Below are 23,496 nucleotides of genomic sequence, written 5' to 3'. Positions count from 1 at the left end.
AATATATGAAACTGCTATTTTCATTAAGCCTTTGTTTATCAATATCAATGACAGCTTTTGCTCAAAAAAAGGAAAATTTAAGCTCAAAAGACAAGGCAATTGTTGAACATTTTAAAAATGATTACAAAAAGAAAAACTATAAAAAATTCGAAGGTAAAATAATCGTAAAGGATAATTTTGTTCAGTTTGATGATAAGGTTATTAATTACAATAAATCTGATAAAACCACCAAATTATTTTTGCAGGAAGGCCTTATTTACCCTCAGCTTCTGACCGATTATCAGATGGAAAAATTTCTTGATGAAACTACTGATAAAACTCAGAAAAGATTCTTAAAACTTCAAAAAGATCCTCGTGCTTCTTTTGATGTGAACAATATGAGAATCAATTCTTCTGATGAACTTGTTTCATTAAGTACAGATCCAAAAATTAAGAGATTTAAGCTTATATGCAACGACAATAAAATTCCGGGAACACCTATTTATATCATTGAATTGACCAATAAAGGTGCGACAAAAGACACGTCTTCTGAAGAATTTATCAAAAACTCAAAACTGACTTATCTTCAACAATTATAGTTGAAAATTAATTATTGATATAAGTTTAAAATTTTAATACAGAACAAATCCCTAATGCAAAATAGCAAAGTAAAGATCCTAAAAACCGAAATTTTATCAGACAACTGGTACACTTTAAATAAAATTACCTACGAAAAAATAAGCAGCAACGGTTCCCTACAAACTCAAAGCAGAGAAGCTTACGACAGGGGAAATGGCGCGACAATTCTTTTGTATAATCAAGAATTGAAAACCGTTATTTTGACGAGCCAATTCCGCTTACCGACTTATATCAACGGAAATTCGGACGGAATGCTTATTGAAACCTGCGCAGGATTATTGGATAACGACAACCCCGAAGAATGCATAAAAAGAGAAACCGAAGAAGAAACCGGCTACAAGATCTCAAAAGTTGAAAAGGTTTTTGAATCTTATATGTCGCCAGGTTCCGTAACTGAAATTCTACATTTCTTCATCGCTGAATATTCCAAGGAAATGAAAACAACTGATGGTGGCGGATTGGAAGAAGAAGGAGAAGATATTGAAGTTTTAGAGCTTTCTTTTGTGGATGCACTTGCAATGATTGATTCGGGTGAAATCAAGGATGCGAAGACGATTATGCTGTTGCAGCATGTGAGGGTGAAAAATATTATGTAGAATTGAATTTTAGCTTAAAACTAATGACCAAGTTTTCAAAAAGAAATATAATATTTGTTCTGTGCTTTATTGTTATATTCTCTCTACAAGATTTTATATTAAAGCCTATCATAAAAGAAAAATATCTGTATGATGATTTAAAAGATTTTAAAAATTATTCTTGGAAATATACAGTTTCAATTATTGTATTAATTGCTACAATTATTATTTTTAGAATAAGAAAATCGCTTAAAGCATATCAGATTCCTGTAATTATTCTAGCTTTTATATTCTTTGGAACTAGTTTTTATTTCGGAGTACATAATCTTATTGATAATACAATACTTTATATAAATTCAATAACTGAAGGGTCAAGAATTGTAAAAACTTATAATGTAATTAGCCATAAAGAGAATAAAACTTTTTGGCTAAATAATAAAGACTCTGTTCATGAGAGAAATGATTTAGAAAACATTAATAAAAGCAGAACCAAAAATGGTTTAAAATCGATTTTTGAATATCAAAAATAATGACACTATTAAAGTAAGCTTTAATAAAGGGTTAATAAACGTAAATTATCTTAAATAATTTTCTCTAAACTTTAGAAAACTAACAATGTTCAACCCAACCCGAAGAAACAGAAATATTGGAACCGAAAACCAAGGTTTTGGACAAAATAATAAGCTCAAAATTTCTACACCTTACGGAACTTTACTCTCTTTTTATGAAAGAATTGAAAAGTATCAAAAAGAAATTAGAGTTATTAATGATCATGAATTTTTGTTTGTAATTGAAGAAACTCGCGAAAATTCAATGCATTCATGCTCCGTTAATGATTTGATTAAAATTATTCAGCACATTCCATCTGAAGATTATGGAGATTTAAAATTCATCATTTTAAGACAATCTAAGAGAAAAGAAGAACTCATTTCTTCGGTTTGGGGAAGATTGGTTTATAGTTATGAATTTGAAAATGAATACTTCCCTGCCATTATTTTAGATACAATTGATTTAAATAAAAAAATAATCTGGCCAAGAAAACAAAGTCTTGAAGATCAAAAAGAGTTTGAAAGGCTTAAACAAGACGGACATATTTTTAGTGAAAATAAAAGAGAATTCGTTGCTGATTTAAAATCCGAACCTTCAAGAAATACACAGCTTTACAGAACCTTACTACACGAATTTGGGCATTATGTCCATTATTTAGAAGTGGTTGAAAGACCAGGAAATGAAGATGAAGAACATGAGTTAAAGGAAGCCAGAAACGATTTTTATTTCAGTCTTCCAAAAGTTGAGAAAGAAAAATTTGCTCATAAATATGCTGACAATTTGAAAGCTAAATTGCTTCAAGAAAAAATAATTCCTTTTGAATATCTATAAATTCATATCAGCAATTGCACTTTTCATATTTAGTATTGTTATGCTGAATACCATTTCTCAATACACAACTTTTCAAAAAAATATTGCCTTCTTACAATTTAAACAGGATGTTGTAAATAATAAATATTGGCTGTTATTTTTTTACATTCATATTTTTTCAATAATATTTTGCCTTTTGGCTGGTTTAACACAGTTTTCAAATCATTTTTTAACTGAAAATCGTAAACTTCATAAAATAATTGGTAAAATATACGTATACAATATTCTAATCATTAATTTTCCTGCCTGTTTTGTGCTTTCAATATTTTCAAATGGAGGAATTATAGGAATTACTGGATTTTTATTGCAAAATTTTCTTTGGGCTTATTTCACTATCCTTGCCGTAATTTATATTAAAAAAGGAAATATCGACAAGCATAGAATTTTTATGATTTTAAGTTATTCAATAACAACAACAGCGATAACTTTTAGAATCATAAAAAATCTGGTTTATCAGGAGAACCTTTTTTCCTATCATCTATTTTATGGGATTAATGTTTGGATTTCGTTATTTATCAATCTATCAATTGCTTATATTATAATCGTCAAAAACAAATCAATAACCTTATCTTCCAATAGTAACAGTATTAATAAGAATAAAAAGAGTAATCGCCATCAGAATTACCAATGAAATAAGAAAAACAGAAGCATCTAAAGCTGCTGGATATTGTGTATTTTTTGTATACATCCTAAGATATTTCATTGCCAAATAAGCAAGACCAACATTAATTACTAAAATAAACAAGAGAAATAATAAAATCATCAGTTTTAATTTATCTCAAAACTATTAATTTTTAAATTATAAATGACCAAAAAATCATGCAAATTCAAAACATCGACCATATCGTATTAACCGTAGCTGATATTGAAAAAACAATCGAATTCTACACTCATATTCTAGGGTTTCAAGTTGTAACTTTTGGAGACAACAGAAAAGCACTGACTTTCGGAAATCAAAAAATCAATCTTCATCAAAAGGGTCATGAGTTTGAACCCAAAGCTCAGCATCCGACCGCTGGTTCTGCAGATCTTTGTTTTATTGCAACAACAGATATTCATGATGTTTTAGAAGAATTGAAACAGAAAAATATAGAAATTATAGAGGGAATTGTTGACAGAACAGGCGCTTTGGGAAAAATAAAATCTGTGTATTTCCGCGATCCTGATCAAAATTTAATTGAAATCAGCAATTATTTAAGTTAAATCATTCTAAATACACACATTAAGTGAAAGATGATTAAAAAATGCCTAATTTCGTATGCATAACTTAGTAATAAACACGTAATGCAACTTGATGAAAAAATTTTATCTACTATCCTCAACGATTTTGAACAGGAAAAATTCGGTCCCAAAGAACTTTTGATCGAAGAAGGCAAAATCGCCCGAAAATTTTACTACATCGAAAAAGGAGTTACGAGAGGCTGGCTCAATAATGACGGAAAAGAAATCACTTTTCAGTTTATGTTTGAGGGCGCTTTTATTTCGTCTTGGGAAAGTCTTTTTTACAGTTTGCCCAGTCTATACAATATCGAAACAATAGAACCTGTCACTGTTTACAGCGCTTCTCTTGAAGATTTCAGACAGAAAATGGAGCGTAATCCTTACATCAAAGATTTCTATTATAATAACCTTCAGCAAAGACTTTTAAAGTATCAGAAATTATTTATTTCCAGAATAAAAGATACACCGGAAGAACGATATAATCAATTATTTGAACAATCTCCAGAGATTATCCGCAGAATTCCGCAACATTATATTGCGTCTTATCTGGGAATTACTTCTGTTTCTTTGAGTAGGATTAGAAGTCGGAGATAATTTAAAATAAAAATTGTTTAAACTATTTATTTTAACCACAAAAGTTGCAAAAGACTAACACATAAGTATTTTAAGTTAATCAATCGACCGCAAATAAGAACACATTAGTTTTGAAAATCTTTGATTTTTATTCTTTTGAAAACTATTGTCTCCTAATAATGGGTATCAAATAGCTTTTGCCTCTTTTGTGGTTAAAATTTACAATTACTAAATATTCACCCCATAAATATTCTTCACTTCCGCCATCACAAAAGTGCTGTGCGTACTTCCGATGGAATCTACAGAGCCCAATTTATTGAACACAAAATCCTGATAATGCTTCATATCTCGTACCTGAACTTTTAAGAGAAAATCAAAATCCCCGGAAATATTATAACATTCAGCTACTTCATCAATCTGTAGAATATCTTTCACAAATTCATTTCCAACAGAACGGTCGTGAATTTTTAGTTTGACCTGACAAAAAACGGTAAAACCACGATTCAGTTTTTCAGCTTCCAAAACGGCTGCATAATGTTTAATATAACCTTCCTGTTCGAGTCTTTTCATTCGTTCAAAAACAGGCGATGCTGAAAGATTAACTTCTTTCGCTAACTCTTTTACGGTCAATTTTGCATTCTTTTGTAGGATTCTTAACAGTTGAAGATCCTTTTCATCGAGTCTTTCCACAGAATAATATTCTTTTTTTGATTCTATTTTTCAAATTTAAAGAATAAATATCTTTTTAAATTAATTTAAACAAAATATTATACTTAATATTTAGCACTAAGCCAATCAATTCACTTTAATCAATATCTTTGAACTCCATTTTGTTCTTTAACATACTTCATCAAACGGAAAAGGTTTTACTTAAGGTAAATTAATAGGGAATCGTGTGAAAATCACGAGCTGTCGCGCAACTGTAAGTAACATAAAAAGTTTTTGTCCAAGTAGATCCACTGTGCAAACGGGAAGGATGACAAAAACTGTTACAAGTCAGGAGACCTGCCTGTTCCGAATTGACAATGCTTTCGCGGTTTGAAGCTTTTGGGTCATACAGATGATACTTTTGAACGTATTTGGTTTGAAATTAAATTGAATTGAGTTTTAATTTAATTTATTTTTTAAACGCAAAGATTTTTATGATGACTTCTTATTTTAAAGGAGCAAAGATTTGCGACTTTGTCGCTGATGAAGCTTATGTTTTATACGCCCGCTTCTTAAAATCAATTTATTGATTCTTCTTTGCCCGCTTAAATAATATAGAAAATTGAATTAAAACTTGGCGTCAAAAAAATAAAAAACATTAAGCCAATTCTTTTATTTAAAGAAAAAATTACGTCCTCACTGTATTTACTCTATTCCATAAACTCTTTTCCTCGACTGTATTTCGAAGTGTCTGAAGAACTTTTAAAATCAAATTTAATTTAAAAGTTTAAAAGAAATGCAAACACACTTAGTAGGCTATCCGCGTATTGGTAGCAACAGAGAACTTAAAAAAGCTTGTGAAAACTATTGGTCAGGCAAGATCCCATTAGACGAATTGTTGGAAGTTGGAAAAACCATCACTCAAAACAACTGGAAATTACAGCAGGAAGCAGGAATTGATCTTATTCCATGTAATGATTTTTCATATTACGATCAGGTTTTGGATATGACGTTAACGGTTGGAGCAATTCCGGAACGTTATCAGGAAATTGCTCTCAAAAAGTCTGAACTCGACCTTTATTTTGCAATGGCAAGAGGTTTTCAGAAAGATGGATTGGATATCACCGCCATGGAAATGACCAAATGGTTTGATACCAACTACCATTATATCGTTCCTGAATTTCAGAAAAACCAGGAGTTTAAGCTATTCTCCAATAAAATCATCCAAGAATTCATCAGTGCAAAACAAGCCGGAATTAATGCAAAACCTGTCATTATCGGTTTATTAACGTATTTATTGTTAGGAAAAGAAAAAGAAGAAGGCTTTGATAAATTGGATTTAGCAAAAAACTTACTTCCCGTTTATATTCAGATTTTAAAAGAACTGGAAAATCACGGTGCAGAATATATTCAGTTTGATGAGCCTTTTTTAGCTTTAGATTTAAATGAAAAAGCGAAAGAAACATATCAGTTTATTTATGCTGAAATCAGAAAACAATTCCCAAATCTGAAATTCATTGTAGCTACCTATTTTGATGGATTAAAAGATAATCTTGCCTTGACTACTTCCCTTCCGATCGATGTTTTGCATATTGATTTAGTTCGTTCACCAGAACAGTTGGATGAAGTTTTAAATAATATTCCAACAATTTTAAGCCTTTCTTTAGGAATTGTTGACGGTAGAAATATATGGAAAAACGACTTCCAAAACTCATTAAATATCATTAAAACTGCCATTCAAAAAATTGGTTCGGAAAGAGTTTTTATTGCACCGTCTTGTTCATTGCTCCACTCTCCTTTCGACCTTGATTCTGAGAAAAACGAAGATATTTTATCTCCTGAAATCAAGCAATGGCTGGCTTTTGCAAAACAGAAAATTTATGAAATTGTTAATTTAAAAAAATTAGCTTCAGAAAATCCGGATTATAATGTTTTACAAGCTTTGGCTGAAAATAAAAAGGCCATTGAAAACCGTAAAACCTCAACATTAATTCACAATCAGGATGTGAAAAATCGTGTTGATGTGACGACTGAAGAAGATGCAAAGAGAAATTCACCATTTAATATAAGAAAAGAAACTCAGCAGCAAGTTTTGAATCTTCCTCTTTTTCCAACAACGACAATTGGCTCGTTTCCACAGACGAAAGAAGTGAGAACCTGGCGAGCAAAATTCAAAAAAGGAGAATTAAATGCCGAACAATACAACAATTTATTAAAACAGGAAACCGAAAGAACCATCCGTTGGCAGGAAGAAATAGGGATCGATGTCTTGGTTCACGGAGAGTTTGAGCGAAACGATATGGTGGAATATTTCGGGGAACAGTTGGCGGGATTTGCTTTTACACAAAACGGTTGGGTTCAAAGTTACGGAAGCCGTTGTGTGAAACCGCCAGTGATTTTTGGAGATGTTCACAGACCGAATCCAATGACGGTTTATTGGGCTGAATATGCTCAATCTTTAACTCAAAAATGGGTAAAAGGAATGTTGACGGGACCTGTAACGATTCTTCAATGGTCTTTTGTGCGTGACGATCAACCTCGTTCATTGACTTGCAAACAAATTGCTTTGGCGATTCGTGATGAAGTAAATGATTTGGAAAAAGCGGGAATCAGAATTATCCAGATTGATGAACCGGCAATTCGTGAAGGTCTTCCGTTGAGAAAATCTGACTGGCAGAATTATCTGAAATGGGCCGTTGAAGCCTTTAGAATTTCGGCAAGCGGTGTGGAAGATGCGACCCAAATTCATACGCATATGTGTTATTCTGAATTCAATGACATCATCCAAAATATAGCAGATATGGATGCTGATGTGATTACGATTGAATGCTCCAGAAGCCAGATGGAATTGCTGAATGCTTTTGCAGATTTCAAATATCCGAACGAGATTGGTCCAGGAGTTTACGATATTCACTCGCCGAGAATTCCGTCAAAAGAGGAAATGGTAAAATTGCTGAAAAAAGCACAAGCCGTCATTCCTGCACAACAACTTTGGGTAAATCCCGATTGTGGTTTGAAAACCCGTCATTGGGATGAAACGGAAAAAGCGTTGATTGCGATGGTAGAGGCTTCGCGGGAAATGAGTAAGGAACTTGCTTTACAGACACTTTAAAATTATTGATATTTGTTTTTTCAGGAGCCTTTTGGGCTCCTATTTTTGTTTAAAAAATATAATTTTTAAAAAAATTAACGTAGATTAGAGTAAAATAATAAAATGACTCCAAAAGATTTATTTAACCAAAATCAAATATATAATAAACTTTCCCCATTCATAAATCAATTAAGTAAAATTCAATTTCAAAGTAGTCAATTTGACCCATGGAGATCAAATTTAGATAAGTTGCAAAAGTCTTTTGATAATAGACCTGCAATCCAAACTATAACTGAAAACTTCTCTAAAACACTATTATTAATAGATAATTTTAATATTGGAATTCCAGATTATATACTTAATAATTTAACAAATACAATTAATTTCAATGAGTATGATTTAGCTAAATTAATTGTTGATTTTGATGATGAAAATACTGAAAAAGAAGATAATATAACTTTCGTTACAGACGAAATATATGATAACTTACCTATAACAAATATAGTGTTTGAAGAAACACACCGAATAAAACAATTAATTTTTGATATTTATATTAATAATGAAAAATTGTTTCGAATACATCCAAGAGAATTTGAAAAAATAATAGCTGAATTGCTATACGATAAAGGGTTTCAAGTTGAGCTAACAAAGCAAACAAGAGACAATGGCTATGATATTTTAGCTTTAAAATATATTGATGATTTTAGTCCTATAAAATATTTGGTTGAATGTAAAAAGTATAGTGAAAAGAATAAGGTTGGTGTTGAAATTATTCGAAGTTTAAGAGATGTACTAAATACAGAAAAGGCAAATAAAGGCATAATTGTAACAACATCTTATTTTACTAAAGATGCTGTAAAGCTACAACAACAAACACCTCATTTACTAGACTATAGAGATAAAAATCATGTAATGGAATGGGTGAAAGAATATTATAACAAAAAAATTATTACATAATAATGACAACTGAAGAATTCATAAAGAATTTCTACCAAGAAAAACAAAACATTCTTAACTCAAGTTTTGACAATCAATCAGAATACAGAACTCTTGTTTCAACAAAAATTGAAGAATTAAATCTAAATGAAGTTCAGAGTGAAAAATTAAAAGAAATAGTTTCTCTTCTTTTGACAGATAGCTTTTATACCATTTTATTAGGTCTGGATGGTTCTGCAAGTATTGGAGATTCACAGGAAAGTTTTAAAATTTATGATGAAGAAGATCGTTTAATTTCTGAAGGCGGAGATTTAGAAGGTTATGCCTATAAATATTTTTATGAAGATAAATAATATATGAGACTTTTATTCCTTTTACTATTAATTTCAACATCATTCTCAGCACAGTCTAGTAATGATATAAAAAATCAAATAAAACTAAAAAGCTATAGTTCTTTAGATAGCATTAATGTTTATTCAAAAGACTATCCTACAAAACTTATCGAAGGATCTGGATTCATTAGAAATAATAAAAATAAAAATGTCGGTTCAACAGGTTTCTCAATTGAAATAACAAAAGATAAGAATGATAAATTAGTTCGTATTTTAAAATCTGAATCTAATCATTACGAAAAGTCTAGTACCAAGCCTCAAAAAAGTAATATCATTGAAATCACAATCTATTTCGATGAATATCAACAACCTGATTTAGCAAAATATATTTCAAAAACTTATATTTCTGATTCATTGGTAACCAGTAAAATCAGACTCTTTAATCTAAAAGAAAGTAATGAGGGTAATCCTGAGTTTAAAAATGTAAAAATGCTATTAGACGAAACAAAAAAATATTTAAAATAAAATTGTTTCTATATTAATACTGAATAACTTACGATTTTTAAAATAAAAAAGCTTAATTTTGCACCCCGAAATAAGGATTATATAGTATGAAAAGAGTTGGTGAGCACAGAAAGCTTCTTGGGGTTGATAAAACCGTTACGTTGAAAGAATTAAAAACAATTTACAGGAATACGATGAAAGATACGCATCCTGATAAATTTGTGAATGATGAAGCTGGCAAACTGGAAGCTGAAGAAAAAAGCAAAACAATCATTGAAGCGTACCACTTTTTGGTGAGTATCAACCCAGAAACGCAGGAAAAATATAAAGAAGAATATACTGAAACGATCACAAAATCTAATATTCAGGATTTTTATTTGGAGAAATCTATTTTGAAAGTTCAGCATTTGAATGGGAAAATGTTTGAATATATTGGAGTTCCAAGAAATACCTATATCAAAATGGTGAATGCAGATTCTCCAAGCCGTTTCGCAAGAAGACACATCTATGGAAATTTTATCTTTAGAAAGTCTGGTGAAGTGATGGCTGATTAGTTTTTCAGCATAAAAAAATAAGGAAAGCTTTCGATTTATCTCGAAAGCTTTTTTGTTGCCCAAAAGATTACTTTTTTTATAAGTTACACAGTGGAATAAGTTCATTATTTCATCCTTCGTGGTTCTATACTTATCTTTTGAGGTTCTGAAACCATCTGATGGAGTTCAAGACTCCTCCTGAGTGGTTACGAACACAAAAGTATAGGTCTAACAAGTTAAAAATTGAGGTTTAGGATATGAAATTTGAGGTTCCGAACCCCATTTTTTAGGTTGAATGACCTCATCGGATATATCTTTAACGTGTTTACAGGAGTTCATAAATCCTCAATACATATATTTTAATCCATGAGATTGCTTCTTCGCTTTGCTCATCGCAATGACAAAAAAAAGCGCATCATTTCTGATACGCTTTTTCGGTTAATTAAGGTTGTTATATTAGTCTACGTGTTTCGGTGTAAAACCGTCTTCACTTAGTTCTTTATGTTCATATTCAGCCTTCATTTCAGCATCGTAGTCTACTTTTTCACCTTTGCCCATTCTTCTTAGAATTGAATCAAATAATGAATAAACTACCGGTACAATGATCAACGTAAGGAATAATGATGATGTTAAACCACCGATAATTACCCAAGCCAATCCGTTGTTCATCTCCGCTCCTGCTCCTTTTGCAATTGCAATCGGGATCATACCGAAGATCATCGCAATCGTTGTCATCAGGATCGGACGAAGACGTGCGTGGTTCGCCTGAATCAAAGCGTCATGCGTATTCGCACCTGCTTCTTTTCTCATATTCGCAAAGTCGACAATCATAATCGCGTTCTTCGCAACCAAACCAATCAACATGATCATCCCCAACATCGTAAAGATGTTTAATGAGTTTCCGGTGATGGCCAAAATCACCATTACCCCGATCAATGCCAAAGGAATTGAGAATAATACCACGAACGGATATACAAATGAGTCATACAAGGATACCATTACCAGGTAAACCAATACGATAGCCGCTAATAAAGCGATTCCCAACGTACCGAAACCTTCAGTCTGGTTTTCCATATCACCACTCCAAATATAGCTTACTCCTGCAGGTTTTGTCTTTTCATTGTCCATAAACTGAGCTGCCCATTCGTTGGCAACATCTCCTACAGGACGACCTACTACTTTAGATTTCACCTTTACAGAAGGCGCTTTATCTCTACGTTCCAATAAACTTGGTCCTGAACCCATTTTTACATCAGCAAACTGACTAAGTCTGATCTGCTGTCCCTGAGGATTTGTAAACATTAAGTTTCTTACATCATCAATCGACTGTCTGTTGGCATCACCAAAACGGATGTTGATATCATATTCATATTCTCCGGCTCTGAATTTCCCGTCTGTATTTCCACTGAATGCAGTCTGCATCGTTTGTCCTACACTTGAAAGATTTAAACCTAAAGAAGCCATTTTATCTCTGTCGATATTCACCTGTACTTCCGGGCTTCCAGAGTCAGTTGATAATTCAGCATCTACAGAACCCGGTACTTTTTTAAGCAATTCAAGAATTCTGTTTGCTTCTTTATTTGCCGTTTCGTTATCCTGAGCCGTTACCACCATTTCAATTGGTGCATTATCTGCTCCCATTAATCCGATTGGTGCTGTTTTAAATTCAACTCCTGTGAATTTTTCTTCTAAAGCTCTCTTGATTTTTGCAGACTTGATATCTGTACTTTCATTACGCTCAGATTTATCAACTAAAATCACCTGAATTTCTGATTGATACAATGTAGCCTGTGCCCCACCAAAACCTGATGACTGCTGACCAACTGTTGTGATCATATCTACTACATCTTTATCATTTCTAAGGTATTTTTCAACCGCTAAGGTAACCTGATTGGTCTTTTCTACAGAAGCATCTTTCGGTAACTCCATCTGAACAAGGAACTGTCCTCTATCCATTTTCGGGAAGAATTCACCTCCAATAAATCCGAATGCTACCAACATGAATGAAGAAATCAGGATAATGAACGTTACAATCACTGTCACGATTCTTCTTAATGAAGTTTTCAACACCCACTCCAAAATTCCTGTGATCCAGTGTGTGAATTTTTCCAATTGCTTTTCAAACCAAAGGATGAATTTCTCAAAAGGATTTTTACCTGTTAAATGTACCAATTTACCATATCTTGAAGATAACCAAGGAATGATAGTAAATGAAGCCAATAATGAGAATAATGTCGCAATAACTACGGTTACACAGAACTGTGCCAAGATATCAGCTACCAACCCTGAACTCATCGCGATCGGTAAGAATACCACCACGATTACCAAGGTAATTGCCGTTACGGTAAATCCAATTTCTGAAGCACCATCATAAGCTGCACGGATTCTGCTTTTCCCCATCTCCATGTGACGGTAAACGTTCTCCAAAACTACAATCGCGTCATCCACAAGGATACCAACTACCAATGAAAGTCCTAATAAACTCATCAAGTTCAAGGTATACCCCATCAAATACATTCCGATTACCGTTGCAATTAATGACATCGGGATCGAAACCATTACGATAAATGCATTTCTGATGTTGTGAAGGAACAATAACATTACTACTGCTACCAGGATAATCGCCAAGAATAAATCGAAGATTACGTGATCTGCAGCTTCAAGCGTAAAGTCTGTTGTATCATCTACAATATTGATTTTAACCCCTTGAGTTTTATAATTGTTCTGAACATCAGCAATTGTTTTCTGAATTAATTCTGAAACTGAAACCGCATTGGCATCAGACTGCTTTTTAACCTGAAGTAAAATCGTTGAATTCTGATTGTATCTTGCTACTTTTTCAATGTCTTTTTGGGTATCGAAAACCGTTGCAATATCAGACAAACGAACCTGAGCTCCATCTTTATTGGAAACTACAAGATTGTTCATCTCCTGAACATTTCTATACTTCCCTGAAAGTCTGATCGTAGATCTTGAAGTTCTCGTTTTCAAAGCTCCCGTTGGGAAATCTAAGTTTGAAGAAAGAATTGCCTGCTGTACATCTGCAATGGCAAGACCGTACCCCTGCATTTTCTTTTCATCTAAACTTACCTGAATTTCTCTCTCCTGTCCACCTACAAGGTCAACCTGAGCAACACCGTTTACACGTGAGAAAATAGGTTCTATTTTTTTATCTAAAAGGTCATAAAGATCTTTATTATTCAATTTATCACTTGAAATACTCAACGTCATGATCGGTAAATCATCCAATGAGAATTTTTGCAGTGATGGCGGATCTGCATCGTCCGGAAGGTCTGCTAAAATAGCATTTACCTTTCTCTGAGCATCATTCAAAGCATAGTTTACATCGGCACCGGTATTCAGCTGAACCATAATTACCGATAAACTTTCGTAAGATGAAGATTCTACCTTTTTTACGTTTTCCAGGGAACCAACGGCATCTTCAATCTTTCGGGTTACCGAAGTTTCCACCTCAGCAGGTGAAGCTCCCGGATATACCGTAGAAATGGTTACCATATTGGTTTCAAACTTCGGAATCAACTCGTACCCCATCATGGAGTAACTTAATAAACCACCCAGCGTAAGTATCGTAAATAATACGATAACCAAGGACGGTCTTTTAATGGATATTTCTGCTAACTTCATCTTCTGTTACTTTACGATATTGATTTTCGAACCGTTATCAAGGTTAATCTGTCCGCTGGTAATTACCTGTTCGCCGCCATTCAGTCCGCTTAAGATCTGAATTTTATCGCCATAAACTTTTCCAGTCTGTACTTTGATAAGTTTAGCAGTTCCGTTGTTTACGATAAATAATTGTCCTGAACTTACTCCGTTTACGAAAGCTTCCGCAGGAACTGTCAACATATTTTGAGTTTCAGCACCGTGATTTGTTTTAAATGTAGCAGTTGCGTACATCCCTGCTTTTAGGTTTCCTCTGTTCTGAACTTCAATTTCAACAGGGAAATTTAAAGAAGCATCACTTTTAGGAGCAATAAATGTAATTCTACCGCTGAAAGAATCTTCTGGTAAAACATTAACATTAATTGGAACTTCCTGACCCAATGCAATTCTTCCGATTTGGCTTTCATCCACCAAAACTGAAAGTTTTAAGCTGTTAATATTAACAATTTCGAACATTGAAGTTCCTATAGAAACCACAGTTCCCGGTTCAACCATTTTTTTATTGATTGTTCCGCTGATTCCTGCACGAATGCTTGTATCGTTTACTCTTACTCCCTGAGCTCTTACTGCAACCTGCGCATTTTTCAACTGTAATCTTGAATTATCCAGCTGTTGTTTTGTAACACCTCCTGTTTTATATGCGTTTTCGTAACGTTGGTTATCGATCACTGCATTTTGCAAGTTGTTTTGAGCCTGAGAAATGTCAACTTCGATCGCATCTCTTTTAATTGTAGCTAAAACCTGACCTGCTCCAACTCTTGAACCTTCTTTTACCAAAACGTTAACAATACGTCCTGCAATTTCAGACGATTGATTCATTTCCTGTTTTGGAAGAAAAGTTCCGTTTGCAGTATAATCTGTATCGATATTTTCTCTTGCTACGGTTACAATGTTTACATTGATTTTGTCAACCTGCTTAGCAACTTCTTTTACTTCTGTTTCCTGTTTCTTTTTATTATCAGCAATTTTATATGCCGCTAAACCGACAAGTACAGCTGCCACGATGATATATATTAAAGTTTTTTTCATTATAGTTTATTATGGGTTTTGTAATGTGTTTAATTCTCCTTTAGCTTTAATTAGCTTAATTTCAGCTTGTTTATAATCCAGCAATGCATTTGAATAGTTCTGTTTTGCCTGCGTTAAAGCATTTTCAGCATCAAGAACTTCAGTAAGTGTCGCTAAACCGTACTGATAGTTAGACTGCGTATTTTTCTGAACTCTTTCAGCCAAACCTACATTGTCTTTCATGCTTTCGATATTGATTAATGCATTTTCCATATTGGTGATTGCATTTTTATAATCTAAACTTAAGCTTAACTGTGTATTCTGAATATCCACATCAATATCCTGAATATCAATTTCAGCCTGATTGATCTTCGCTTTTGTAGCACCACCCGTGAAAATCGGAATGTTTACATTTAAACCAATCGCTGAATAATCGCTCCAAAGAACTCCGTTGTTAAGACCGTTTGTAAGCGGGAATTTTGCTCCCTGACCGCCCCAGCCATAATTTGCCACCAAGCTTACTGTTGGATACAAATATGCTTCTGTCGCTTTTTTGTTGTATACAAGAAGTTCTCTGTTTTTTTGTAAAACTTTAACCTCTGTACGTTCGTCAAGATTTATATTACTTGCTATCAATTCCGGGTTTGGCTCGATTGTTTTTTCTTCAAGCTCAATATCAGTTCCAATTGGAACACCCATATAAAACTTCAAAGCATTTTTTGAAAGTTCCACAGAGTTGATCAATGTTTGCTTGTTTGAACCAATATTGGTTAACTGAACATTTGTACGATCTAAATCGATACCTTTTGCCAAACCGTTATCAACTAAGCTTTTAATAACATTTCTTACTCTTTCAGTATTTACATAACTCGCTTCTACCGTCTTCAAATTTTCTTCCTGTACAAAAACCTGATAGTAAGCTGTTGCAACATTTTCGATAATCTGTTCGTTCGTCAACTGAGCATTCAAAACATAGAATTCTCTTGTTGATTTTGCAGCTTTAAGACCTGTGAAAACTCTTTGGTCAAAAATAGCCTGCTGAACCTGTACAGAAGCTGTAGAGCTCCAAGGTTGTCCCAGTTGGGCTCTGATTCTTTCTCCACCAAATTCAAGCAAAGACTCCTGAATGATCGGATTATAAGTTAAACCCGCTGTAGCACTTATCTGTGGCAAAGCTCCGGCTCTGGCTTCGTCTATTTTATATTCAGCTTTTTTGATCTGTAAAGCAGCTTTTTTGGCTTCTGCTTTATTTTGAAGTGCCTGTTTAATAGCTTCCTGTAAGGAAACCTGCTGTTGTGCAGACACCGATGAAAAGCCGAAAATCATAAATGCAGCAGCTATCCCAATTTTTAGCTTATTTGCAGTTATATGTTTTCTTTTCATAATTTTATACTTCGTTTATTTTTTAATGTATATTATTCTCTTTATATCTATAAGTGACGAATCATTTCTTAAAATACTTTAACATATTTAGTTTTTAAACAACATATTTAAAATAATGTCTTTTCTTTCTGAAATAATTTTGTCAAATTCAATATCATTTAACATCAGATTCTCTAAAAATAACGGACGAGCCGCACTCGGGAATACCAATAGTGAAATCATATTCAAAAGAAACTGAACGGGAGCCATTTTTTCGATATTTCCCAATCCCATTTCTATTTCAATATCTTCGTAAAGTTTTTTCAAATCCTCTTCTTCCACATCTCTTGTATGGCAACTTCCTTTGTTAATCTGTGAAACAATGTAAGTTTCGAGATAAGGATACTGAAGACTTGTAGATAAACTTCCTTCGATAAACTCGGCTATTTTAGCTTTAAAAGGAAGGTCAGAAGTCATAATGATCTCAGATTTTTCCTTTTCCACTCGATGCGCTTCATCAAAAATTATCTGAATTAATTTGTCTCTTGAACGGAAATAATAATTAATCAGCGTTCTGTTGACTCCCGCTTCATCAGCAATTTCTTGCGTAGTAGCGTTAAATTTCCCTTTCACAAAGAATAAATTCTTTGCGGTCTCCTTTATTAATTCCTGTGTTTGATCTTTTTTTTCTTGTTTTGACATTTTTGTTAAACAATTTTGTGCAAATATAAACCAATCATCTGTTTTGACAAAATTGTTAAACAAAATAATTAATGAAAATTGTTATGATTTGCATCATGTTTTGAATCTTCAGTTAGAGATTAATTATACTTAACCTTTGATAAGCAGGCTGTTTTTATATCTTTGCCGAAAATTAATAACTGATGCGAAAAATTTTATTTCTTTTCACACTTTTTAGCTGTGTGCTTTTATTTTCCCAGAACAAATCTTTAAAAAATAATGAATATTTTTTCTACGAAAATAAAGGACAGGTCGTTGATCAGGACGGAAAAGAAAATGCCGATGTAAAGTACCTTTTCCACTCTGCCGGATTGAATGTACAACTGCGTTCTAATGGGTTTTCTTATGATGTTTACGAGACTAAAAAGACAGCAAATCCAAATTTTTCAAAAAATAGCACAAATAAAATCCCAAATGGAAATGATTATCATTTGGATGAATTCATCTATGAAAAATTGATTCATAGAGTTGATATTGAACTTATTAATTCAAATAAAAACTCAAAAATTATAGCAGACGGAAAATCTTCTGATTATGATAATTACTACAATATTCCTAACAAGCCTAAAGGAGTTACTAATGTTCATCGTTATGAGAAAATTTCATACAAAAACATTTATCCAAACATTGATTTAATATTTTTTAAACCTAATAACACCTTAAAACCGATTGAATATAATTTTGTTATAAATCCGGGAGGTAAAGTTTCAGATATTAAAATGAAATTTCATGGTGCTCCTACTTCAATAAAAGACGGCAAGCTTGCCATGAAAGTTCGTTTTGGAGAAATTCATGAAAATATTCCTAATAGTTGGATAGAAGGATTAAGAAGAGAAAATATTAATGTTTCATTTAAAGATTTAGGAGATCAGACTTTCGGGTTTAGTTCGCCTGTAGATGTTTCAAATAAAACTATTGTAATTGATCCTGTTCCTACAAGAATTTGGGGAAGTTATGTAGGTGGAACAGGTGAAGATTATGGAAGAATTAAAACTGATAGTCAAAACACTGTTTATGTACATGGATCAACCAGCAGCTATACTAATTTTGCAACTTCCGGTACTTATCAACAGAACCTTGCAGGAGGTACTGATGCCTTTCTTATGAAAGTAACCAAAAACGGGCAAAAACTTTGGGGGACTTACTACGGTTTCGGAATGACTGATTATTTTATGGATGTTGACTTTGATGAAAATTTCAATATTTATGCAGGAGGAATTGTACAGAGAGCCGCGTATAACGAAAATATTGTTTTAGTAAAATTCAATACTAATGGAAGCTTGGTTTTTCAAAAAGAGTTTGTTTCAAGCAGACAAGATAAGCTTTATGCTGTTTCTTACAATCAAAACCAAGTATATATTGCCGGAGATGCTTTTAGTCCGGATTTCCCTACTGTAAATGCAATGCAACCAGCAAAATCTACTCCTTCAGGATACACTGACGGGATTTTAGCTTCTATAAATACAACAACAGGAAATATAGATTGGGCGACCTATTTTGGAAGAAGTGACGGCTCAACTTCCATTTTTCAAATCATGTCTTCGGTTGATAATCTCGAAATAGTTGGAGCAACTCAATCATCAAATATCCCTATGGTAAATGCTTTTCAGCCTGTAAAAGGTGGGGGATCAGACGGAATTTATGTAAAACTTTCAAAATCCGGTAACAATATTTTAAGATCAAGTTATTACGGAAATGCCGGGCATGAATTTGTATTAAAAGGCAGAATCGTAAATGATATTCTGATTCTTCCGGGAAGATATTCAACAACAGCTTTTCCTTCGGGACAACCCGGAATATGGAGGATAAATTTAGCCACAAATAGCATTTCAAAGAGTTATTTTACTTTTAGTGGTGAACCTCAATTATTAGCATATCCTGACACATCAGGAAATGTTTTCTTCACGGGACTTTATTTACAAAATTTTGGACAAGCAGATATTTCAACTCCCGGAGCTTATATGGGGGTTCCCCCAATGTATGGTTCTACCTTTTTAATTAAATACAATCAAAATGACACAAAAGAATGGGGAACTTATTATACAGGAAACGGCGCAACACAACAAGGTGAAGTTACAAAAGATAGCGAAGGTTCTATTTATTTAACTGGAATGTCCAGCGGAAACTCCTCTGGTATTGCAACTCCTGGAACTTTTCAACAATCACCAGGTGGTGGAAATGATATGTTCATTGCCAAATTTCAAGATTGCACATCATCCGGAATGGTAACCTCCAACTCTCCTGTCTGTACTAATTCAACACTTCAATTAAACGCTACAGGTGGGACAACCTACAATTGGACGGGGCCTAACGGATTTACATCAAATCTCCAAAACCCTACAATTCCCAATACTACAGTTGCAAATGCCGGAATTTATACTTGTCAAATTTCAGGTTCTGGAGCTTGTGACGGAAGCTTTACAGTAAATGTTGTAGTTGGTGACAATGTTGCGCCAGTTCCAAATATTGCAGTTCTTGCAGATATTACAGGAGATTGTCACACTATAGTTTCCAACTTCCCGACTGCAAACGATAATTGCGCGGGAACGATTACAGCAACGACAACAGACCCGCTTTCTTATACAATTCCGGGAACTTATATTATTCACTGGACTTATAACGATGGAAACGGAAATACTGCAACGCAAAATCAAAATGTGATTGTAACTTCTCCTGCACTTCCGACAGGTAATTTAGCTCAAATATTTTGTGCTACCAATCACCCCAAAATATCAGATATCCAAATTACAGGGCAAAATATCAAATGGTATGATTCAGCAAATAATATTTTACCTTTAACTACTCCACTTGTAAACGGACAGACTTATTACGCTTCACAAACTATAAATGGCTGCGAAAGTAATAAGATTGCTATTCAGGTTACGGTAAACAATACTCCAAAACCGACAGCAAATATTACGCAGGATTTCTGTGCTTCGGCAAATCCTACTTTGGCAAATTTGGTGGTAAACGGAACTTCTTTACTATTTTACAATGCTGCCGGAAATATTTTACCCATAACAACTCCACTTGTTCATGGCCAAACTTATTTTGTTACCCAAACCTTAAATGGATGTGAATCTGAAAAACTGGCTATTGCTGTTACCCTTTCAACCAATAATGTTCCTGCACATGATTTTACGGATACATTGTGTAATTCGACAACGGCAAATACAATGACTGTAAACCTTCATTCTTATGAAGATGACATCATTAATAATCCGAATAACTATATTTTCACTTACACAGATAATACGGGAAATATTATTACCAATCCATCTGGTTATGTTTTAAATATCGGAACAACAATTATTCATGTGAAAGTTGCTACAGCAGACGGTTGTTTTATCGTTGTAAGATTAAATATATCGCTTAATCCAAAACCTCAGATCAAGCTTCCTGAAAGTATTGAATTCTGTAAAGGTAAAACGGTAACATTAGACGCTGGAAGTGGTTTTGCATCTTATTTATGGAATACCGGAGCAACGACTCAAACAATAACCGTTTCAACTCCGGGAATTTATTCTGTAAAAGTAACGAACAACTTTGGATGTGAAGACCTAGATACGATTGAAGTAAAATACTCTATTCTTGCTGAAATTGTTTCTGTAAACATCAATAACAGCACTGCGACGGTTATTCTTTCCGCAACCGGAAATTATGAATATTCGTTGGATAATTTTATCTGGCAGGATTCCAATGTCTTTAATAATCTTACTATTGGAGAATACAAAGTGTATGTAAGAACCAAGGGCGGATGTATTATTGGTGAAAAGAATTTTTCAATTTTTAATATTCCGAATGCGATTACTCCAAACGGAGACGGAAGAAACGATAAATGGAAGATTGTTGGATTAGAAAATTACCCCGGAACTGAAATCAATCTTTACGATCGAAGAGGTCTTCCTGTTTTCAAAGAAATCATCTCTAAAAAACCTCTTGAATGGGACGGAAAATTAAACGGAACTCCCCTACCTACAGGAAATTATTGGTATACCATAAAAGTTTCTGATGGAAGAGTTTACACCGGTTGGTTACTGATTAAAAACAGAGATTAAACATAAAAAAAGGAGCAGAAAATTCTGCTCCTTTTTTATTTTACACTAATTTGATCTTATCATCTAAAATCTCAACGATCTTATCTTTATATAATCCGCCAAGGGCTTTTTTAAAGTTCTTTTTACTCATTTGAAGCGCATCCTGAATCTCTTCCGGAGTAGATTTATCAGACAGATAAAGTAAACCGTAATTATCATTTAATTTATCCAAAATCTTTTGTTTGAACTCGTCAATGTTTTCAAAACCTTCAGGCTGTAGAGAAACATCAATTTTTCCATCTTCTCGGATTGCTTTGATGTAGCCTTTTTCCTCAGATAACGGGTATAATTTTTTGAAAACATCAGAAGTATAAATCAGTCCGATATATTTTTTGTTGATCACAACATTCCATCCCAATTCACTTTCGTTCATTAAGATCAGATCCACTTTATCTCCTTTTTGGAAAGGCAGATCTTCATACTGAGGATTTCTTTTGAATGTTGTAGTTCCTGTGATCAAATCTAGCCTTTCATCAACATACAGATAAACTAGATATCTTTTTCCTTCAAGAATTTTAGACTTCTGTTGTTTGTACGGAATGAAGAGATCTTTAATGATTCCCCAATCCATAAAAGCACCACTTGGAAGACTCTGTACACAGCCCATTACTGCAAACTCTCCTACTTCTGCTAATGGAGTTTCAGTAGTTGCTTTTAATTTATTATCATCTTGATATACGAAAACTTCAATTTCTTCATCGATTTCTTTTTCTTCATGAACGAAAATTTTAGGCAAAAAAGCTTTTTCACCAGATTCGTCCGTTAATATTAATCCAGAACTTGTTTTTTCTGAAATTTTTAAAGTTTGAGTTTTCCCTAATTGCATTAATGATAAAATTAAGCCACAAAGGTACGGAAAATAATTGCTAGTTTTTGGGTGAGTGTGTTTGAGAGTTTCTAGAGTTTGAGCTTCAAAAAAGCGATCATTATAATTAAAACAGTCTTATTTTTTAATTATAAACTTGTTTAAACTTTTTATTAAACCACAAAAGATACAAAAGATTAAAGTATTAATATTTAAGTTAACCAATAAACCGTACATTAAGATCACATTAGCTTAAAAAATCAAATATTTTTTAATTCTTTTGAGAACTTTTCAAAACAATTAAATTTTAAATTATCAATATCTTTTGTCTCTTTTGTGGTTAAAATAAACAGGTTTAATGATTGAAAATATCCTACTAAACAAAAAAGAGAAGTAAATTAACTTCTCTTCAATTTTATCTTATTATTTAGCTATAAATTCCCTCAGCTCGCGCTTACTACTTTCGTAGTCAAAGGCATCGCTTACCAGAAAATATTTATTTTTATCTACACATTTACTGTACATAGACTTTGCCAGCATAAGTTTATTTTTATCAAAACTTATTGACTTCACAAGATCTCTGATTTGTTCAGAAGTAAATTGTGAACTGCGCATCTGTTGGTTGACCAAGGCTATTTTTCCATCATCAAATCGTTCTCTTTGAAACATTGCAAAAAACTGTCGGAAGGTATTATTATCCATCACATTTCCTGAATTATTCCAATTTCCTGATTGATTATTTCCGTACAGATCATTCCAAACATCATTCCAGTCATTAAAACCATAAGACTGACTTTGAACAGGATATGAATCTAACAAATACAACCCATTATTAGTGAAGAAATCAAGCACCAATCTGTTATTATTTCGAAGCTGTAAAGTTGTTCGGTAAATTAAAAATCCATTATCATAAATCGAAATAGGAACTCTACCCGACTGTAAATCAAAAAAACGATACTTTCCGGAATTGTTTGAAATCACCTGATCACCAAGTTCAACCGTGAAATATCCCATTTCAGGAATCCTTAGAAAAACTTCTGAATACCCATAATTTTGATTCCATTGATAATTAGGGTTTCTTCCTTTATTATTTTGATTATTCGGATTTCTAAAACCTGAATTATTTGAATTATTATTTCTATTATCGAAACCTCTTGTTTTTGTTGACTGCATTTCTGTCGCAGAAGCTTCATTTCTCAAAAGCTCCCCTGCCTTTCCTGCTTCCTGTGCAAATGAATAAATTCCTGCAAAAAGCATCAAACCGATAAAAATATTTTTCATAACTAAATTTATTAGGTCAATTTCCATTTTTATGCCAAAAAAAAGAGAAACCAAAAATGATTTCTCTT

General features: G+C 33.1%; 21 protein-coding genes and 1 riboswitch. Of the genes, 13 read left to right on the top strand and 8 right to left on the bottom strand.

From position 1 onward, the window contains the following. The first annotated feature begins 5 nt into the window (after window positions 1–5). The 5 genes from AC1Q7L_RS01755 to AC1Q7L_RS01735 all read left to right on the top strand — a co-directional run bounded on the left by AC1Q7L_RS01755 (window position 6) and on the right by AC1Q7L_RS01735 (window position 3,243). The gene (locus AC1Q7L_RS01755) at window positions 6–578 is read left to right on the top strand and encodes a hypothetical protein (RefSeq protein WP_492305669.1); all 573 of its coding nucleotides are present in this window, start codon (window positions 6–8) and stop codon (window positions 576–578) included. 54 nt (window positions 579–632) lie between these two features. Next, the gene (nudK, locus tag AC1Q7L_RS01750; protein ID WP_492305670.1) at window positions 633–1,214 is read left to right on the top strand and encodes a GDP-mannose pyrophosphatase NudK; all 582 of its coding nucleotides are present in this window, start codon (window positions 633–635) and stop codon (window positions 1,212–1,214) included. 23 nt (window positions 1,215–1,237) lie between these two features. Then, a complete protein-coding gene (locus tag AC1Q7L_RS01745; RefSeq protein ID WP_492305671.1) occupies window positions 1,238–1,723 on the top strand; it encodes a hypothetical protein in 486 nt (161 codons plus the stop codon). 85 nt (window positions 1,724–1,808) lie between these two features. Then, on the top strand, window positions 1,809–2,573 hold the full coding sequence (locus AC1Q7L_RS01740) for a hypothetical protein (RefSeq protein WP_492305672.1): 765 nt from the start codon (window positions 1,809–1,811) through the stop codon (window positions 2,571–2,573). Between the two features lie 40 nt (window positions 2,574–2,613). After that, complete coding sequence (locus AC1Q7L_RS01735; RefSeq protein ID WP_492305918.1) at window positions 2,614–3,243, top strand: DUF2306 domain-containing protein; 630 nt, start codon at window positions 2,614–2,616, stop codon at window positions 3,241–3,243. Here AC1Q7L_RS01735 and AC1Q7L_RS01730 read toward each other — a convergent pair. Continuing rightward, a complete protein-coding gene (locus tag AC1Q7L_RS01730) occupies window positions 3,178–3,375 on the bottom strand; it encodes a hypothetical protein (protein ID WP_492305923.1) in 198 nt (65 codons plus the stop codon). The two genes, AC1Q7L_RS01735 and AC1Q7L_RS01730, sit on opposite strands and share 66 nt — an antisense overlap. 56 nt (window positions 3,376–3,431) lie before the next feature. On the opposite strand from AC1Q7L_RS01730, the gene AC1Q7L_RS01725 reads away from it, so the two are divergent. After that, window positions 3,432–3,815, top strand: coding sequence for a VOC family protein (locus tag AC1Q7L_RS01725; RefSeq protein ID WP_492305673.1), 384 nt, complete (start codon window positions 3,432–3,434; stop codon window positions 3,813–3,815). Between the two features lie 81 nt (window positions 3,816–3,896). After that, the gene (locus AC1Q7L_RS01720; protein ID WP_492305674.1) at window positions 3,897–4,427 is read left to right on the top strand and encodes a Crp/Fnr family transcriptional regulator; all 531 of its coding nucleotides are present in this window, start codon (window positions 3,897–3,899) and stop codon (window positions 4,425–4,427) included. A gap of 207 nt (window positions 4,428–4,634) precedes the next feature. Here the strand turns inward: AC1Q7L_RS01720 and AC1Q7L_RS01715 are convergent, their stop codons facing one another. Continuing rightward, the gene (locus AC1Q7L_RS01715) at window positions 4,635–5,096 is read right to left on the bottom strand and encodes an Lrp/AsnC family transcriptional regulator (RefSeq protein WP_073290835.1); all 462 of its coding nucleotides are present in this window, start codon (window positions 5,094–5,096) and stop codon (window positions 4,635–4,637) included. A 154-nt stretch (window positions 5,097–5,250) separates the two neighbouring features. After that, window positions 5,251–5,433: riboswitch (cobalamin riboswitch) on the top strand. Between the two features lie 417 nt (window positions 5,434–5,850). Between AC1Q7L_RS01715 and metE the strand changes: the two genes are divergently transcribed. The 5 genes from metE (at window position 5,851) to AC1Q7L_RS01690 (ending at window position 10,471) form a co-directional block, all read left to right on the top strand. After that, a complete protein-coding gene (gene metE, locus AC1Q7L_RS01710; protein ID WP_492305675.1) occupies window positions 5,851–8,166 on the top strand; it encodes a 5-methyltetrahydropteroyltriglutamate--homocysteine S-methyltransferase in 2,316 nt (771 codons plus the stop codon). 102 nt (window positions 8,167–8,268) lie between these two features. After that, window positions 8,269–9,102, top strand: a complete 834-nt coding sequence (locus tag AC1Q7L_RS01705; RefSeq protein ID WP_492305676.1) for a restriction endonuclease — start codon at window positions 8,269–8,271, stop codon at window positions 9,100–9,102. A 2-nt stretch (window positions 9,103–9,104) separates the two neighbouring features. Continuing rightward, window positions 9,105–9,434 carry a hypothetical protein gene (locus AC1Q7L_RS01700; RefSeq protein ID WP_492305677.1) on the top strand — a complete coding sequence of 110 codons (330 nt, stop codon included), beginning with the start codon at window positions 9,105–9,107 and terminating at the stop codon, window positions 9,432–9,434. A gap of 3 nt (window positions 9,435–9,437) precedes the next feature. Continuing rightward, window positions 9,438–9,938, top strand: a complete 501-nt coding sequence (locus AC1Q7L_RS01695) for a hypothetical protein (RefSeq protein WP_492305678.1) — start codon at window positions 9,438–9,440, stop codon at window positions 9,936–9,938. 86 nt (window positions 9,939–10,024) lie between these two features. After that, a complete protein-coding gene (locus tag AC1Q7L_RS01690; protein WP_410690762.1) occupies window positions 10,025–10,471 on the top strand; it encodes a KTSC domain-containing protein in 447 nt (148 codons plus the stop codon). A gap of 435 nt (window positions 10,472–10,906) precedes the next feature. Here the strand turns inward: AC1Q7L_RS01690 and AC1Q7L_RS01685 are convergent, their stop codons facing one another. The 4 genes from AC1Q7L_RS01685 to AC1Q7L_RS01670 form a co-directional block, all read right to left on the bottom strand. Beyond that, window positions 10,907–14,095 (bottom strand): efflux RND transporter permease subunit, encoded by a 3,189-nt coding sequence (locus AC1Q7L_RS01685; RefSeq protein WP_492305679.1) that lies wholly within the window; start codon window positions 14,093–14,095, stop codon window positions 10,907–10,909. Window positions 14,096–14,101: 6 nt separating this feature from the next. Then, complete coding sequence (locus tag AC1Q7L_RS01680) at window positions 14,102–15,163, bottom strand: efflux RND transporter periplasmic adaptor subunit (protein ID WP_410690764.1); 1,062 nt, start codon at window positions 15,161–15,163, stop codon at window positions 14,102–14,104. Between the two features lie 9 nt (window positions 15,164–15,172). Further along, window positions 15,173–16,525 (bottom strand): TolC family protein, encoded by a 1,353-nt coding sequence (locus tag AC1Q7L_RS01675; RefSeq protein WP_492305680.1) that lies wholly within the window; start codon window positions 16,523–16,525, stop codon window positions 15,173–15,175. An 87-nt stretch (window positions 16,526–16,612) separates the two neighbouring features. Next, window positions 16,613–17,206, bottom strand: coding sequence for a TetR/AcrR family transcriptional regulator (locus AC1Q7L_RS01670; RefSeq protein ID WP_410690766.1), 594 nt, complete (start codon window positions 17,204–17,206; stop codon window positions 16,613–16,615). 182 nt (window positions 17,207–17,388) lie between these two features. Here AC1Q7L_RS01670 and AC1Q7L_RS01665 point away from each other — a divergent pair, with 182 nt between their 5' ends. Then, a complete protein-coding gene (locus AC1Q7L_RS01665; RefSeq protein WP_492305681.1) occupies window positions 17,389–21,303 on the top strand; it encodes a DUF7948 domain-containing protein in 3,915 nt (1,304 codons plus the stop codon). 40 nt (window positions 21,304–21,343) lie between these two features. Here the strand turns inward: AC1Q7L_RS01665 and AC1Q7L_RS01660 are convergent, their stop codons facing one another. Both AC1Q7L_RS01660 and AC1Q7L_RS01655 read right to left on the bottom strand, forming a co-directional pair. Then, the gene (locus AC1Q7L_RS01660) at window positions 21,344–22,168 is read right to left on the bottom strand and encodes a CvfB family protein (RefSeq protein ID WP_410690769.1); all 825 of its coding nucleotides are present in this window, start codon (window positions 22,166–22,168) and stop codon (window positions 21,344–21,346) included. 402 nt (window positions 22,169–22,570) lie between these two features. Continuing rightward, entirely contained in the window at window positions 22,571–23,428 is an 858-nt protein-coding gene (locus AC1Q7L_RS01655) for a proline and serine-rich protein 1 family protein (RefSeq protein WP_492305682.1), read from the bottom strand. Window positions 23,429–23,496: the final 68 nt, after the last annotated feature.

This window comes from Chryseobacterium sp. GW823-FHT05E08 (assembly GCF_058795655.1).
The sequence above is the reverse complement of the archived record's forward strand: the minus strand, read 5'-3'. Positions and strand labels throughout refer to the sequence as shown.

Bases quoted from the DNA above. Each gene is read 5' to 3' on its own strand.
- AC1Q7L_RS01755 (WP_492305669.1), top strand. From the start codon at position 6: ATGAAACTGCTATTTTCATTAAGCCTTTGTTTATCAATATCAATGACA.
- nudK (WP_492305670.1), top strand. From the start codon at position 633: ATGCAAAATAGCAAAGTAAAGATCCTAAAAACCGAAATTTTATCAGAC.
- AC1Q7L_RS01745 (WP_492305671.1), top strand. From the start codon at position 1,238: ATGACCAAGTTTTCAAAAAGAAATATAATATTTGTTCTGTGCTTTATT.
- AC1Q7L_RS01740 (WP_492305672.1), top strand. From the start codon at position 1,809: ATGTTCAACCCAACCCGAAGAAACAGAAATATTGGAACCGAAAACCAA.
- AC1Q7L_RS01735 (WP_492305918.1), top strand. From the start codon at position 2,614: ATGCTGAATACCATTTCTCAATACACAACTTTTCAAAAAAATATTGCC.
- AC1Q7L_RS01730 (WP_492305923.1), bottom strand. From the start codon at position 3,375: ATGATTTTATTATTTCTCTTGTTTATTTTAGTAATTAATGTTGGTCTT.
- AC1Q7L_RS01725 (WP_492305673.1), top strand. From the start codon at position 3,432: ATGCAAATTCAAAACATCGACCATATCGTATTAACCGTAGCTGATATT.
- AC1Q7L_RS01720 (WP_492305674.1), top strand. From the start codon at position 3,897: ATGCAACTTGATGAAAAAATTTTATCTACTATCCTCAACGATTTTGAA.
- metE (WP_492305675.1), top strand. From the start codon at position 5,851: ATGCAAACACACTTAGTAGGCTATCCGCGTATTGGTAGCAACAGAGAA.
- AC1Q7L_RS01705 (WP_492305676.1), top strand. From the start codon at position 8,269: ATGACTCCAAAAGATTTATTTAACCAAAATCAAATATATAATAAACTT.
- AC1Q7L_RS01700 (WP_492305677.1), top strand. From the start codon at position 9,105: ATGACAACTGAAGAATTCATAAAGAATTTCTACCAAGAAAAACAAAAC.
- AC1Q7L_RS01695 (WP_492305678.1), top strand. From the start codon at position 9,438: ATGAGACTTTTATTCCTTTTACTATTAATTTCAACATCATTCTCAGCA.
- AC1Q7L_RS01690 (WP_410690762.1), top strand. From the start codon at position 10,025: ATGAAAAGAGTTGGTGAGCACAGAAAGCTTCTTGGGGTTGATAAAACC.
- AC1Q7L_RS01685 (WP_492305679.1), bottom strand. From the start codon at position 14,095: ATGAAGTTAGCAGAAATATCCATTAAAAGACCGTCCTTGGTTATCGTA.
- AC1Q7L_RS01680 (WP_410690764.1), bottom strand. From the start codon at position 15,163: ATGAAAAAAACTTTAATATATATCATCGTGGCAGCTGTACTTGTCGGT.
- AC1Q7L_RS01675 (WP_492305680.1), bottom strand. From the start codon at position 16,525: ATGAAAAGAAAACATATAACTGCAAATAAGCTAAAAATTGGGATAGCT.
- AC1Q7L_RS01670 (WP_410690766.1), bottom strand. From the start codon at position 17,206: ATGTCAAAACAAGAAAAAAAAGATCAAACACAGGAATTAATAAAGGAG.
- AC1Q7L_RS01665 (WP_492305681.1), top strand. From the start codon at position 17,389: ATGCGAAAAATTTTATTTCTTTTCACACTTTTTAGCTGTGTGCTTTTA.
- AC1Q7L_RS01660 (WP_410690769.1), bottom strand. From the start codon at position 22,168: ATGCAATTAGGGAAAACTCAAACTTTAAAAATTTCAGAAAAAACAAGT.
- AC1Q7L_RS01655 (WP_492305682.1), bottom strand. From the start codon at position 23,428: ATGAAAAATATTTTTATCGGTTTGATGCTTTTTGCAGGAATTTATTCA.